Genomic DNA, 13,368 nt, shown 5'->3' on the forward strand with positions numbered 1-13,368 from the left:
GTTTAACGGACGTTGTAGGACTTGCGGATCGGCGCGCCGTTGCGCTCGATCTCGATTTCAATGCGGGATGAGTCCTTCATCTTCGAATACACCTCGAGCGCCTTCTCGGGGCTGTTGAGGTCGAATCCGTTGATGCGGCGGATGACGTCGCCGTTCTGGACTCCAATCTTCGAGTAGATGGAGTCCGGGCGGATGGAGAAGAGCTTGAACCCCACGGCCTGGCCGTCCTTGAAGGCGGGAACGATGCGCGCCTGCATGGCCACGTCGTTGAGGTTGTTGAGCGTCTTGTCGATCTCCGCGCGAGGCACTTCGTACTCGTTGTCGCTGACGGCGCGGATGCCACTGGTGGACGCGGTGTTCGCCTGCGCCACCGGAGGCGTGGGCGGCGTGAAGGCCTGAGCGCCGTCGCCCGGGTTGCCGTCGATGAACTCCTTGCGGCCGCCATTGAGGACGATGACGCGCTCACGCTCGATTTCGAGCACGGTGGCGCCCTGCAGGGCATTGCCCACCATGTACGTCTGCGAGCGCTGCGTCACCATGTCCTGGATGGAGGCGAAGGACCAGTCGGGGTTGCCCGCGACGAGCGTGCCCAGGAGCTTCACGCGCAGGCCGCTCTTCACGGGGGCCGCGTTGGGGTCGACCTGAGGCGCGGTGGGTTCCGCCACCGGGACCTCCGGCTCCGGAATCTTGATGCCAGTCACCCGGGACAGCTGCTCCATGTCCGGCAGCGCCAGTGCGGACTGGGCTGGCCGGGCGTTGGCGGGCGCGCGCGCGGCGGCCCCCGACGTGGGCACCGGGGAGATGGCGGACTCGACGAACAGGTTCACCGTCTTCGCCGCCAGCAGCGCGACGAGGAGGACGAACAGCAGGTTCACCGTCCAAAAGTATTTTCGAAAGAAGAGTTCCATCACGCTTCCGAGAGAAAGCCGAACCCGTGGAGAGCAAGCCAGGTGCCACCGCGGGCCAGTGGGGCCAATCAAGGGGGACGGCCAAGCGCTCGAAATTATTCCGGAATGAGGGACAGCTCCGGGCGACTGAGCGAGCTGCCCCGAGCCTTGGGACAAATTGTCAAAGCCAGGTGGGGGCCTTTGTGACGGCCTGTCAGTCCTCGCTTCCGGCGGGGGGCTCGCCGCCGTTGGACTGCTCGCGCTCCAGCTTGCGGTAGATGGTGCGGGCCGCGATGCCCAGCAGCCGGGCGGCCAGCGTCTTGTCGCCCTTGGTGTGGCGCAAGGTCTCGTGGATCACCCGGCGCTCCACCTCTTCCATGGGCGTTCCAATGGGAATGACCAGCTGGGAGGCGGCGCCGAGCGGGCCCTTGCGCACCGACTCGGGCAGGTCGCTGGCCTCCAGCACCTCGCCTCGCGCGAGCACCACCGCGCGCTCGACGGCGTGCTCCAGCTCTCGCACGTTGCCGGGCCAGGCGTAGTTCTCCAGCGTCTGGAGCGCCTCCGGAGAGAAGCCGCGCAGCACCTTGCCGTTCTTGGCGGCGAAGCGGCGCAGGAACGCGTCCGCCAGCAGGGGGATGTCCTCCCGGCGCGAGGCCAGCGCGGGGACGCGGATCTCCACCACGTTGAGGCGGTAGTAGAGGTCCTCGCGGAAGCGGCCCTCTGCCACCTCCTTCTGGAGGTCCTTGTTGGTGGCGGCCACCAACCGCACGTCCACCTTCACGATCTGCGTGCCGCCCAGCCGCTCGATTTCGCCCTCGGCCAGCGCGCGCAGGAGCTTCACCTGGGCGGGCAGCGGCATCTCACCGACTTCGTCCAGGAAGAGGGTGCCACCATGGGCGCGCTCGAAGCGGCCCTCGCGCCGGGCCACCGCGCCGGTGAAGGCGCCGCGCTCCACGCCGAACAGCTCCGCCTCCAGGATGTTCTCCGGCAGCGCGCCGCAGTTGACGGCGACGAAGGCGCCCTTGGCCCGGCTGGAGTACTCGTGCACCGAGCGCGCGGCCAGCTCCTTGCCGGTGCCGGACTCGCCCAGCAGCAGCACCGTGGCGGTGGAGGGCGCCGCCTGGCGGATGGTGTCCAGCATGGCGCGGAAGGCGGGGGACTGGCCCACCATGGTGCGCCCGCCCGCGGCGCTCATCTCCGCCAGCTTCGCCTTGAGCGTCTGGTTCTCCGAGACGAGGGCCCGCTTCTCCAGCGCCTTCTGTACGGCCTTCACCAGCGCGTGGCGCTTGAGGGGCTTGGTGATGAAGTCGTAGGCGCCGTCCTTCATCGCCGCCACGGCCGTCTCCACCGTTCCGTAGGCGGTCATCAGCACCACCTCCACGTCGGGGCGGATGGTGCGCGCCGCGCGGAGCAGCTCCTGCCCGTCCATGCCGGGCATCATCAAATCCGTCACCATCACCGTGACTTCCGGACGGCGCAGCATCTCCAGCGCCTCCGTCCCGTTGGCGGCGGACAGCGTGGCCATGTTCTCCCGCTGGAAGATGCGCGTCACGGAGTCGAGGTTGGCGCGGTCGTCGTCGACGACGAGAACGGTGGAGGTGGTCATGATGGGCGCCGCTTCTTGCAATCCCCGTTCCCTACGCGTGCTCGTCGTCCGACTCGACAGGGCCACCGCCCATCCGGCCGATGTCCTCGCGCTTGACGGACTCCAGGTTGAACTTGAGCGCGCTGGCCAGCATCCGGTCCAGCGTTTCGTCGAAGTCGGGCTTGCCGCCGTTCTTGCGGAAGCGCAGGAAGTTGATGCGCGCGACGACGAAGTTCTTGAGGTAGGGGCTCTGCAGGCCCCGCTCCTTGAGGCCGTTGACGACGGCCACCACGGCGTCGTCCAGCTCCAGGAGCCGGTCCGCCCGGGCCTCTCTCAGGGCGAGCGCGGCCCCGAGCGGCTTGTCGAGGAAGTCCTCCACCACCTTGACGAAGGGGTGGTAGGCGCCCGCGGAGAAGCGGGGGCGCTTCTCGTACGCGGCGCCAAGCGTGACGAAGGAAGGCTCCTCGAACAGGTGCGCGAAGGCGGTCTCCTTGCCCTCGCGGCCCGCGCCGACGAGGCCCCGGTACATGCGGACCACCTCCAGCGAGCGCTCCTTGAGGTTGTGGGCCTTCTCCGTGTTGAGGGCGAGGATTTGGTAGGCCACGTCCTCGTCGGGGAGCAGCAGGGCGATGATGGACTTGGCGCCCAGAAGCTTGCTCGCGTGCAGGCGGTGGTTGCCGTTGGGCGTCCAGTACTTGCCGTCCTTGCGCACGGCGATGACGGGGTCCAGGAAACGGTCCAACCGCTCCATGGCGCTGGCGAGCCGCTTCACGTGGGGCTCGGACAAGTCCCGCTGGTAGGGCGTGGGCTCCACCTTGTCGATGGGCAGCACCGCGAGCACCACGGGGTGGCCACCCAGGGGCTCGCGGTAGACGCCGAGCACCTCTCCGCCGTCGGTGCGCACGGCCTCGAGGATGTCGATGGGGTACTCCACCGAGTCGCTGGCCACGTCCGCGGGCGTCAGGCCCCGGGACTTGGGGTCCGCCTTCTTGCGACGGGGCTTGCGAGGGGTGGTGGCCGGCTTCGCCTTCGCGGCGGCGGCCGTCTTTTTTCGTGCGGACTTCGCTGCCATGGGTGCGCCCTCCTGCGCTGCGGACGAAAGGTGTAGCCGGAGGCCCTGACATTCGCCTCCCCCAACACGTGGGGGAGGGGGCCTCCCGCGTCGCCCACGCTAGGGGGACGCGGGAGGTAGGGCTACTCTCCCGAGAGGGTGAGCTGCCGGAAGCGGACAGTGGGCGCGCCCACGGTGCCGCCTCGGAACTGCAAATCGTTGCCGACGCCGTCCATGTCCTGGAGCATCTTCAGGACGTTGCCGGCCACGGTGACTTCCTGCACCGCGTGCGTCAGCTCGCCGTTTTCAATCCACAGGCCGTTGGCACCCGCGGACAGCTCTCCCGTCACGGGGTTTGCCCCATGGCCGAGCAGCGACGTGACGTAGAAGCCCCGGTCCACCTCGCGGATGAGCTGCTCGGGCGGCGTGGTGCCCGCCTCCAGATACAGGTTGCTGGTACCGATGGTGGGCAGCGCGTTGTAGCCGCGCTTGGCGTTGCCCGTGGGCCGCGCCTTCGCCTTGCGCGCGGTGAAGGCGTCATAGAGGAAGTTCGACATCACGCCCCGGTCGATGATGGGGGTGCGCCGGGTGGGCACGCCCTCGCCGTCGAAGGGCGCGGTGGCCAGGCCTCGCGACAGGAGCCCGTTGTCCACCAGCGTGACGTGCTCGCTCGCGAGCCGCTTGCCCTGGAGCGACGCCAGCATGCTGGCCTGCTGGTGCACGGCGTTGCCGCTGGCCGCCCTGGCCACGCCCGACATGAAGGACGCGGTGACGAGCGGGTCGAAGAGCACGGGCACCTGCTGCGTCTTCACACGCTTCGCGCCCAGCATCCGCACCGCGCGCCGCGTCGCCTCGCGGCCGATGGACTCCGGCGACTCCAGGTCCGCGAGGAAGCGCTTGTAGTCCAGCCAGTAGCCCTTCTGGAGCTGGCCGTCCGCGGCGGCCACCGGCAGCGCGTACAGGTACACGTACGTGCCCGAGTAGCCTCCGGCCATCCCTTCCGACGACGCGACGTACACCTCGGACACGAAGTCCCCGGCGCCCACCGCGTTGAACGTCGTGACGCGCGAGTCCTCCGCGCGGCCCGCCTTCTCCATCTCCAGCGCGGCCTTCACCTTCCAGTCGCCGGGCAGGTTCGCCACGGCCGGGTCATACAAATCGCCCGTGTCTCCGTAGCGGCCCAGCTCCTTCGCGCCGGGCAGGCCGTTGAGCTTGCTGGGCGCGGCGGCCTCGGCCAGCTTCAGCGCCTGGTCCACGAGGAGCTCCAGCCCCGAGGGCTCGAAGTCCGACGTGAAGGCGAAGCCGAGCCGGCCCTTCACGACGACGCGCAGTCCCACGCCCTTGGACGTGGACTGGGTGAGGTCTTCAATCTGTCCTTCGCGCACGCGCACGTTGCTCTGGCGGCTCACCTCCAGGAAGGCTTCTGCCTGGTGGGCGCCCTTCTTCGTGGCGCGCTGGACGATCTTCTTCGCGAGCTTCTGGTAGTCCATGGTGTCTGGCGCTCTCTCTCAACCGACCTGGGTTCCGCCCACGGTGACGTTGTCGATGCGCAGCGTGGGCAGGCCCACGCCCACCGGCATCGACTGCCCGTTCTTCCCACACACGCCCATGCCCGGGTCCGGCTGCGGGTCGCACCCCACGCGGGACACGTTCTTCAGCGCCTCCGGCCCCACGCCGATGAGGATGGCGTTCTTCACCGGGCGGCCCAGCTTGCCGTCTTCAATCTGGTACGCCTCGCTCACCTCGAAGACGAAGTTGCCGTTGCTGATGTCCACCTGCCCGCCACCGAAGGTCGCGCAGTACAGCCCGCGCTTCACTTCCTTCAGGATGTCGTCGGGGTGGTGGTTGCCCGGCGCGAGGAACGTGTTCGTCATGCGGGGGATGGGCAGGTGCCGGAAGGACTCGCGCCGCCCGCTGCCCGTGGAGCGCTGCCCCATCAGCTTCGCGTTGAGGTTGTCGTAGAGGTAGCCCTTGAGCACGCCGTTCTCGATGAGGACCTTGCGCTCGCCCGGCGTCCCCTCGTCGTCGATGTTGATGGAGCCTCGGCCGCTGGCCACCGTGCCGTCGTCGATGACGGTGACCAGCTCGGAGGCCACCCTCTCTCCCAGCTTGCCGGCGAACAGCGACGTGCCCTTGCGGATGAAGTCCGCCTCCAGGCCGTGGCCCACCGCCTCATGCAGGAGGATGCCGCTCCAGCCGGGCGCCAGCACCACCGTCTGCGGGCCCGCGGCGCAGTCCACCGCGCCCAGCGTGGCCACCGCCTGTCGCGCCGCCTCACGGGCCACCTCCTCCGGGGGGAAGGTGGCCCAGTGGGTGAACGGCACCCGGCCGCCCCCGCCGTACATGCCCGTGCGCCGCTCGTTCTTCTTGCCCTGCACCACCACCTGCACGGAGATGCGGCACAAGTCCTGGGTGTCCTCGGTGTAGCGCCCCTCCGTGTTGGCCACCGCGAGGCGCCGCGTCTGGTCCGCGTAGGCGCCATTGACCTGCGTCACCCGCGAGTCGAACGCGCGCGCCGCCTGGTCCGCGCGCGTCAGCAGGGACGCCTTGAGCGACACCTCCACGTCCGACAGCGGGGTGGGGACCCGGTAGTGGCTGGGCACCGCGACGCGGGAGACGGGGAAGGCGCGCTCGGAGCCCTGGCCCTGGGCAATCATCGCCGCCGTGGAGGCCGCCCGCAGCAGCGCGGGCTCGTCCCAGTCGTCGGAGAAGGCGTACCCCACCTTTCCTCCGGAGATGACCCGCACCCCCACGCCCTGGACCAGGCCCGTCTGGGCGCTTTTGATGCGCGACTCCTCCAGCACCACGCTGGTGCTGTGGGTGCGCTCCACGTAGACCTCCGCGAAGTCACCCCCGCGCTCCATGGCCACCGCCAGCAGTCGCTCGAGCAGCGGCTGGGGCAGCAGGGGAGCGGGCGAGGGCCGCCGGGCCGCCAGGGGGGCGAGCTGGGAAGAAGGGGCGCGTCGGGTCGGCGCGGACGCTCGGGGCATTCAGGAACTCCCTCGGTGAAGCGGTGGGGGGTGTGGAAACCTACATAGGAGGGGAAATCTCCGGGAGCAACGGACAATGGCCGCCCTTCTTTCCCCGCGGGCTGGCCTGTCGCATTCCCACCGTGGGGGCCGGCGCTTTAAGATGGCCGACGTTTCGGAACCTGGACCCCACCCCATGCCTGCTCGTCCTCCATCCTCTCCTCGCGCTGGCGCCGGCCGTTCCGGCGGTGACGCGGGGGCGGACTCTCCATCGGCGAAGCCGTCAGCCCGGGCTCGCCCTCCGCGCGAGGCGTCACCCGCCGACGAGGATTTCGCCGCACCCCTCTCCGGGGAAGAAGGCTATCCCGACGGCCCCGCGAACCCGGAGCTGTACGGTGACGCGCAACCTCCCCGCTCCCGCACGGATGAGACGCGCGTGGGCGCCGTGCCGGAGTCGCGCGAGGACGCGGTGCGCCGCGACGACGACGACGACAACTCCGAGTCCACGCGCGCGGGTCCGCCCGTGCAGATGCTGGTGCTGGCCGGACCGGACCGGGGGCGCAAGAAGCGCTTCCAGGGCGTGCGGATGGTGGTGGGGCGCGGCAAGGACTGCGACTTCGTGTTGGACGACCAGTCGGTGTCGCGCCGGCACCTGGAGCTCGTCTACGGCCAGACCGGCGTGGCGATGCGAGACCTGGGCAGCATCTCCGGCACCCAGGTGAATGATCAGCGCGTGGACGAGTGTCTGCTCAAGCACGGCGATGAAATCGCCATGGGCAAGACGCGCCTTCGCTTCGTGGACGAGGCGGAGCAGATCAAGGAGATGCGCGCGCAGGCGGAGGCTCGCGAGGCCGAGGAGAAGCGCGAGCGCGAGGAGGCCGCCAAGGAGAAGGACGAGGCCCGGAAGGCCGCGGGCGCCGCTCGTGGTTCGGACGTGGATCCGAATGATCCCCGGCTGAACGAGATGACCAACGCCAACTACCGGGTGCCGGACGGGTTCCAGGACAAGGCGCAGAACAAGGGCAAGGGCGCCATCGCCATCCCCCGTCCCCGTCCGCCCCCCAGGAGCGCCGTCACGGGTGGAGGGCCGAACTCGAAGACGAAGCTGCTCATCGCCGTGGGTGGCGGTGTGGTGGTGCTGCTGATGCTGGGCCTGTTGTTCATCCCCTCCGGGCCGCCGCCTCCGCCGCCGGTGGATCCGAACATCGAGCGCTCGAAGCTGCTGATGCAGAAGGCGCGCGAGGCGGTGCGCGCGGACGACTACGCCACCGCGGTGCGGCTCGTCGAGGAGGCGGAGAAGCTGCGGCCGGGCGTCGACGAGGAGGGCCTGGGCAAGGCGGCGAGCAAGCAGCTGGAGGTGGTGCAGTCCTTCGAGTCCGTGCGCGCGCTGATGGTCGCCCAGCAGTTCGAGGAGGCGCGCACGAAGCTCGCGGCCACGCCGCAGGGCACGGCCAAGATGGACGACATCCGGCGCAAGCTGGAGACGGAGCTGGAGGAGAAGGACGCCGCGTTCCGCATCCAGCAGATGGAAGACGCGCTCGCGGCCCGGGACCCGGAGGCGGCGCGTCCGCTGCTGGACCGCGTGCCGGACCTGAACAAGCCGGCCTATGCGCAGAAGCTCCAGGACCTGGAGGCGGAGCTGGCGAAGGAGTCCGCGGACGGTGCGCGAAGGGACCGCGCCAACCGCGAGCGCGCCGCGCTGAACGCCAAGGAGGAGCGCAAGCTCTTCCTCGAGGAGGCCTTCACCGACGTGGAGCGGCGCTTCAACGGCGGCGACTATCAGCGCGCGGTGCTGGAGTGCGACCGCGTCACGGAGAAGTACAAGGCGGAGAAGGACGTGAAGGAGCGGGCGCGCCAGTTGAAGACGCTCATTCCCCAGTTCCAGCGCTCGCTGGACGACGCGCAGAAGAAGCTGGCGTCCAACGCGCTGGAGTCGGCGTCGAAGCCGCTGCGCCGGGCGGCGGAGCTGTACCGGCAGATTGGCTTCCAGGGCTCGCTGGGCAACACGCTGGACGAGCAGCTGGCGTCGGCGGCCCTGGCGGCGGGACAGGCGGCGCTGAAGAAGGGGGACCTGGCGGCGGCGGGGCTCAACTTCCGCGAGGCCCTGCGCCTCAACCCGGGGGACCGCCGGGCGCGTGACGGCCTGGACGACCTGCAGAAGAAGGTGGAGGAGCTCTACATGCGCGCCTATATCGAGCGCGACAGGGACCCCCAGTCCGCGGCGGTGAAGTTCAAGATTGTCATCGAGACAGCGCCCGAGGGCTCGGATACGAAGCGCAAGGCGGAGATGTACCTGAGCGAGCTCCAGCCGTGAGCGGCGCTGCTGCAACAACGAAGGTTCGTGGAGACATGGGATGAGCGAGTCGTCGCTGCGTGAACTCGGAATGGACCTCATCGAGGAGCGCCAGTTCGAGCGCGCCCTCGCCGTGTTCGCGGAGGCCGTACGTCGCGTCCCCGCGGACCACCGCTCGCGGATGATGGCGGCCCGGTGTCTGGCGGAGCTGGGCGAGCGCGAACGCGCCGTCACGTCGTACCACGCGTGCGCGGAGGGACTCCTGCGCCGCGACTACCTGCTGTCCGCCATGGCCGCGTGCAAGCTGGCCCTGGAGCTGGCCCCCAACGAGCGACGCCTGAAGGACACGCTCATCCGCGTCCACTCGCGCGCGGTGCGCAGCGCGCCGGGCCGAGCCGCGGTGCCCCCGCCGTTGCCGCCGGAGACGCTGTACGACGGCAAGGTGGAGACGGACCTGATGGGCCTGGTGGGCGAGGAGCTCTCCAACCGCGCCATCGAGGTGCTGGCCGCGCCGGACCCGGGCGGCTCCGCGGACCCCAACAGCCGGCCTCCGCTGCCGCTGTTCGCGGAGCTGGACCGGGAGGCCTTCATCGACCTGGTGGGCCGCATGGCCTGGCGTCGGGTGAGGCCGGAGGAAGTGGTGAGCCGAGAGGGCGAGCCGGCCGACCACCTCTACGTGCTCGTCGCGGGCAAGGCGGAGGTGACGCGGCAGATGGACGGCGAGGCGAAGACGCTGGGCTTCCTCGGCGGTGGCTCCATCTTCGGCGAGATTGCCCTGTTGACGGGCGCGCCTCCCACCGCGACGGTGTCCGCGGTGTCGGACACGGAGGTCTTCGAGATTCGCCGCGAGCACCTCAACGCCGTGGCCAAGAATCACCCGGCCGTGCCGCAGGTGCTGGCGGACTTCGCGCAGCAGCGCATGGCGCGAAACCTGATGGCGACTTCGCCCATGTTCCAGACGCTGCCGGAGTCGGAGCGCGGAGCCATGCTGCAGCGCTTCGCCTTCCGCGCGCTCCAGGGGCACGAGAAGGTGCTGGTGGAGGGTGAGCACTCGCCAGGGCTGTTCCTCGTGCTGGCCGGAGAGCTGGTGGTGCAGAAGGAGGACCCGGCGGGCGGCACCGTGACGCTGGGCGTGCTGCGCGAGGGTGACGTGGCGGGGGAAATCTCCCTGCTGACGGGCCTGCGTGCGTCGGCCACCGTGGCGGCCACGCGCAAGACGGCGGCGGCCTTCCTGGAGCGCAACGCGTTCCACGAACTGGTGCGAGTCTTCCCGCACATCCGCACGTACCTGGAGCAGCTGTCGGACCGTCGCCTGAAGCAGATTGGCGAGGCGCTGCGGCCCCTGGAAATCATCGACGCGGACGAGCTGGTGCTCGAGCCCGAGGCGGCGTGAGGAGCGAATGGTGATGTTGTCGCGCTCGAAGGTGGTGGGGGTGGCGCTGGCCCTCATGGCGGCCGGTGCGGTGCTCTACTTCTGGCCGCGTCGGGAGCCGGGTGTCCCGGAGGCCATCACCCGGCAGGTCATCACCATGACGCGCGCCGCGGAGCAGAAGGACATCTCCGGGGTGATGGAGGGCGTGTCCGAGCGCTTCAAGACGGACGGTGGCTGGGACAACCGGCAGGTCCGGGGCGTGCTGACGGGCCAGGTGCTGCGCGGCCAGTGGGTCCGCATCTTCACGACGAACCTGGAGGTGCACGAAGTGTCTCCCACGCAGGGCGACTTCCAGGCCCGCTTCATCTTCGGTCGCTCCCAGGCGGAGAACCTGAAGGACCTGGCGGCGGACAGCGTGCTCAACGCCTACCTCATCGAGGGGACGTTTGAGAAGGAGACCGACGGTGAGTGGCGCATCATCCGCGCCAAGTACCGTCCGCTGGAGGCATCGGAGTTGCTGTAGACGCGCGGGCGCTCGGCCTCACTGGAGCAGGGCGCCCGTCTCGTTCATCCACGCCTTGGCCATGGGGCCCTGGCCCGCGGACTCCAGGCCCTTCTTCACGGAGTCGATGCGGGCGGCCAGCTCATCGCGCGACGTCCCCTGTGAGCGGGCCCGCACGAGGCCAAAGTAGTAGTGCTGGCAGCCCGCCGCGTACGCGCTCTGCGCGAAGAGCAGGTCGCCCATGGCGGTATATGCCTCCGGCAGCGTGCCCGCGCCCGTGTCCGGGGCCACGGTGGCCAGCAGGGCCTTCGCACCCTCATAGTCCTTGCGGAGCACCAGCAGCGCGCCCTTGGCGTACTGGGCCCGCGCCAGCCCGACGCCCTTCGCGGCGATGGCCTTGTCGTAGGCGGTGAGCGCGTCGTCCTGTTGGCCCGCGGCCTCCAGCAGCCCGCCCCGCGCCAGCCAGTAGCGGCCGTCCTGCTCCAGGAGGCTGACCTTCTTGCCGTCGGCGGTGGCCACCTGGATGGCGCCGAAGGTGCCCTCGTATGCGTCCAGCAGCGCCAGCGCTCCGGTGTTGTCGCCTGACGCCTGGAGGCTGCGCGCGCCATCCAGGTAGAGCAGGGGGGCGGTGCGCCGTTTCGCCACCGCGGCCTCGAAGGCTGCGCGCGCCTCCGGGCCCTTCCGCGCCGACAGGGCCCGGGCCCGGGCGAAGAGGGCGTAGACGTCATCCGGCACCGTCTTCAGCGCGGCGTCCGCTTCCTGGAGCGCCTCGTCCGTCGCGCCCCGCGTCAGCGCCAGCTCCGCCTTCAGGGCTCCCATGCGGGAGCGCAGCGAGGGCGTCAGCTCGGCGTCTTTCTCGGAGGCCGTGGCGAGCGCGCGCTGCGCCTCCTCCAGCTTCTTGCCCTGGTACGCATACGCGAGCCCCGCGCCCAGCCGCGCCATGAGGTGGTCCGGGTTGACGCTGGTGGTCTTCTCGAAGACCTCCACCGCCTGGGCGTGCTGGCCTTCGTCGAGCAGGGCCTCCGCGTACGCGGTGGTGAAGCGCGTGTCCCGGTAGGCCCCCTCGGCGGCGCGGGCGAACGCCTGACGGGCGCCGGGCAGGTCTCCCTTCGCCTGGAGCGTCAGGGCCAGGGCCAGCGTGAGTCGCGGGCTGTTGGCGCCCTGGGCCTGGAGGTCCGCGAGGTACTTCTCCGCCTCGGCCGTCTTGCCCTCCGCGAGCAGATGCAGGGCGCGCGCGCTGTAGCGCTCGCCGGAGCGGGAGTCGAGCGCTTCGGCGCGGGACAGGTACTCGCGCGCCTTGGCATCGGCACCGGGTTGGTGGTGCTCCAGCCACAGCACCGTCTGGATGTCGGCGGCCAGGGCCTGGCCGTCGCGGGCCTCGGCGTCCACCTGGAAGAGCGTCTCCAGCTCCGCCATGGCGCGGGTCAGGTCCGCGGGATTGCCCCGGAGGGCCGCCGAGCGGGCCGCGCGCATGCGCTCCTCTGTCTCCTTTCGCACCGCGCCCCGGTGGACGAAGTAGGTGACGGCGCCCGCGAGCACCACGGCCACCACGGCCACCTGCACCAGCGCGCTCTTCCAGCTCTCGCGCCGCTTCCAGTCGCCCTGAACCTCGGTGCCCATGGACCTGTCTCCCCGCGCTGGAGTTGGATGCTATTAGGTACGCCCCTCCCAGGTGTCAATGGAGCGGGCCCCGAGCATGGGAGGAGTGAGCAATGGCGGTTCACACGGCGCTGTCCCCCGAGGTCTTCACTCGCGTCGCCGACATTTTCGGACTGGGGAGTGTGCGGAGCGTGACGCCCATTCCCCAGGGCTCCATCAACACCAACCACCGGCTGGAGACGGACACCGGCCGCTACTTCGTTCGCCACACGACGGTGCGCTCGTCGGATGACCTGCGCTTCGAGTCCGCGCTGCTCGCCCACCTGGCCGCGTACCATTTCCCCTCGCCCGTGCAGCTCACCACGCGCGACGGAGCGACGTTCGTCGAACTCGAGGGCGGGCGCGTCAGCGTCTTCCGCTGGCTGCCGGGCGAGGAGCTGCGCCATCCGAACCTCACCTCCGAGCACCTGGAGCGGCTGGGCACGGAGCTGGGCAAGCTGCACCGCGACACGCAGTCCTTCAGCGGCTCGCGCACCAACCCGTACTCACCGGACGTCGTGCGCGGATGGCTGGCGGAGCTGTCGCGTCACCCGGATGCGACGCTGGCCACCATCGCCGGGGAACTGGAGCGCCTGCTCGACACGGCCGAGTCACAACGCCTGGGCCTGGAGCCGCTCGGCGTCATCCACGCGGACCTCTTCACCGACAACGTGAAGTGGCTGGGCGGTAGCGTGGGGGCCTTCTTCGACTTCGAGATGGCCTGCCGCGAGGCGTACGGGTTGGATCTGGTCATCACCCTGAACGCCTGGTGTTTCGATGGCGGCGGGTATCTGCCGGAGCTGTGCGAGGCGCTGGTGCGCGGCTACCAGGACATCCGGCCGCTGTCTGCCGTGGAGCGGGCCAACCTCTTCGGCCACGCGCTCTTCGGGGCGGTGCGATTCACGGCCAGCCGCATCCGCGACTACCACCTGTCCCCGCTGCCGGCGGACAAGCTGGTGCGCAAGGACTACCGCACCTATCTCGCCCGGGCGCGCGCGCTGTCGGCCATGGGGCCTTCGGGCTACGCGACGCTCCTGGGCTTGTGAGCCACCGGGGCGCCATGACGCGCCC

The 13,368-nt window shown here is 70.0% G+C and carries 10 protein-coding genes; 4 read left to right on the forward strand and 6 right to left on the reverse strand.

The genetic code is table 11. From position 1 onward, the window contains the following. Nucleotides 1-2: 2 nt before the first annotated feature. The 5 genes from gspC to HUA76_RS20415 all read right to left on the reverse strand — a co-directional run bounded on the left by gspC (nt 3) and on the right by HUA76_RS20415 (nt 6,513). Nucleotides 3-908: a type II secretion system protein GspC gene (gspC, locus tag HUA76_RS20395; protein ID WP_174457158.1), complete on the reverse strand. Its 906-nt coding sequence runs from the start codon at nt 906-908 to the stop codon at nt 3-5. Nucleotides 909-1,101: 193 nt separating this feature from the next. Continuing rightward, nucleotides 1,102-2,493, reverse strand: a complete 1,392-nt coding sequence (locus HUA76_RS20400; RefSeq protein ID WP_141647404.1) for a sigma-54 dependent transcriptional regulator — start codon at nt 2,491-2,493, stop codon at nt 1,102-1,104. A 31-nt stretch (nt 2,494-2,524) separates the two neighbouring features. After that, nucleotides 2,525-3,544 carry a ParB/RepB/Spo0J family partition protein gene (locus HUA76_RS20405; protein ID WP_174457157.1) on the reverse strand — a complete coding sequence of 340 codons (1,020 nt, stop codon included), beginning with the start codon at nt 3,542-3,544 and terminating at the stop codon, nt 2,525-2,527. A gap of 122 nt (nt 3,545-3,666) precedes the next feature. Further along, complete coding sequence (locus tag HUA76_RS20410) at nt 3,667-5,013, reverse strand: TldD/PmbA family protein (RefSeq protein WP_174461827.1); 1,347 nt, start codon at nt 5,011-5,013, stop codon at nt 3,667-3,669. 18 nt (nt 5,014-5,031) lie between these two features. Further along, nucleotides 5,032-6,513: a TldD/PmbA family protein gene (locus tag HUA76_RS20415; protein ID WP_174461828.1), complete on the reverse strand. Its 1,482-nt coding sequence runs from the start codon at nt 6,511-6,513 to the stop codon at nt 5,032-5,034. Between the two features lie 175 nt (nt 6,514-6,688). Here HUA76_RS20415 and HUA76_RS20420 point away from each other — a divergent pair, with 175 nt between their 5' ends. From HUA76_RS20420 to HUA76_RS20430, 3 genes are read left to right on the forward strand one after another with little or no spacing between them, the layout of a single operon-like run. Next, on the forward strand, nt 6,689-8,806 hold the full coding sequence (locus tag HUA76_RS20420) for an FHA domain-containing protein (protein WP_174457154.1): 2,118 nt from the start codon (nt 6,689-6,691) through the stop codon (nt 8,804-8,806). A 40-nt stretch (nt 8,807-8,846) separates the two neighbouring features. Then, nucleotides 8,847-10,178 carry a cyclic nucleotide-binding domain-containing protein gene (locus HUA76_RS20425; protein WP_141647399.1) on the forward strand — a complete coding sequence of 444 codons (1,332 nt, stop codon included), beginning with the start codon at nt 8,847-8,849 and terminating at the stop codon, nt 10,176-10,178. A 7-nt stretch (nt 10,179-10,185) separates the two neighbouring features. Beyond that, nucleotides 10,186-10,680 (forward strand): hypothetical protein, encoded by a 495-nt coding sequence (locus HUA76_RS20430; protein ID WP_174457153.1) that lies wholly within the window; start codon nt 10,186-10,188, stop codon nt 10,678-10,680. Nucleotides 10,681-10,698: 18 nt separating this feature from the next. Here the strand turns inward: HUA76_RS20430 and HUA76_RS20435 are convergent, their stop codons facing one another. Next, on the reverse strand, nt 10,699-12,279 hold the full coding sequence (locus HUA76_RS20435; protein ID WP_174461829.1) for a tetratricopeptide repeat protein: 1,581 nt from the start codon (nt 12,277-12,279) through the stop codon (nt 10,699-10,701). A gap of 92 nt (nt 12,280-12,371) precedes the next feature. On the opposite strand from HUA76_RS20435, the gene HUA76_RS20440 reads away from it, so the two are divergent. Beyond that, complete coding sequence (locus HUA76_RS20440) at nt 12,372-13,343, forward strand: homoserine kinase (protein WP_141647396.1); 972 nt, start codon at nt 12,372-12,374, stop codon at nt 13,341-13,343. Nucleotides 13,344-13,368 lie beyond the last annotated feature (25 nt).

It is taken from the genome of Myxococcus sp. CA056, from assembly GCF_013336715.1.
Lineage (GTDB): Bacteria > Myxococcota > Myxococcia > Myxococcales > Myxococcaceae > Myxococcus > Myxococcus llanfairpwllgwyngyllgogerychwyrndrobwllllantysiliogogogochensis.

Coding starts and splice junctions, on each gene's coding strand:
- gspC (WP_174457158.1), bottom strand. CDS start 908: ATGGAACTCTTCTTTCGAAAATACTTTTGGACGGTGAACCTGCTGTTC.
- HUA76_RS20400 (WP_141647404.1), bottom strand. CDS start 2,493: ATGACCACCTCCACCGTTCTCGTCGTCGACGACGACCGCGCCAACCTC.
- HUA76_RS20405 (WP_174457157.1), bottom strand. CDS start 3,544: ATGGCAGCGAAGTCCGCACGAAAAAAGACGGCCGCCGCCGCGAAGGCG.
- HUA76_RS20410 (WP_174461827.1), bottom strand. CDS start 5,013: ATGGACTACCAGAAGCTCGCGAAGAAGATCGTCCAGCGCGCCACGAAG.
- HUA76_RS20415 (WP_174461828.1), bottom strand. CDS start 6,513: ATGCCCCGAGCGTCCGCGCCGACCCGACGCGCCCCTTCTTCCCAGCTC.
- HUA76_RS20420 (WP_174457154.1), top strand. CDS start 6,689: ATGCCTGCTCGTCCTCCATCCTCTCCTCGCGCTGGCGCCGGCCGTTCC.
- HUA76_RS20425 (WP_141647399.1), top strand. CDS start 8,847: ATGAGCGAGTCGTCGCTGCGTGAACTCGGAATGGACCTCATCGAGGAG.
- HUA76_RS20430 (WP_174457153.1), top strand. CDS start 10,186: ATGGTGATGTTGTCGCGCTCGAAGGTGGTGGGGGTGGCGCTGGCCCTC.
- HUA76_RS20435 (WP_174461829.1), bottom strand. CDS start 12,279: ATGGGCACCGAGGTTCAGGGCGACTGGAAGCGGCGCGAGAGCTGGAAG.
- HUA76_RS20440 (WP_141647396.1), top strand. CDS start 12,372: ATGGCGGTTCACACGGCGCTGTCCCCCGAGGTCTTCACTCGCGTCGCC.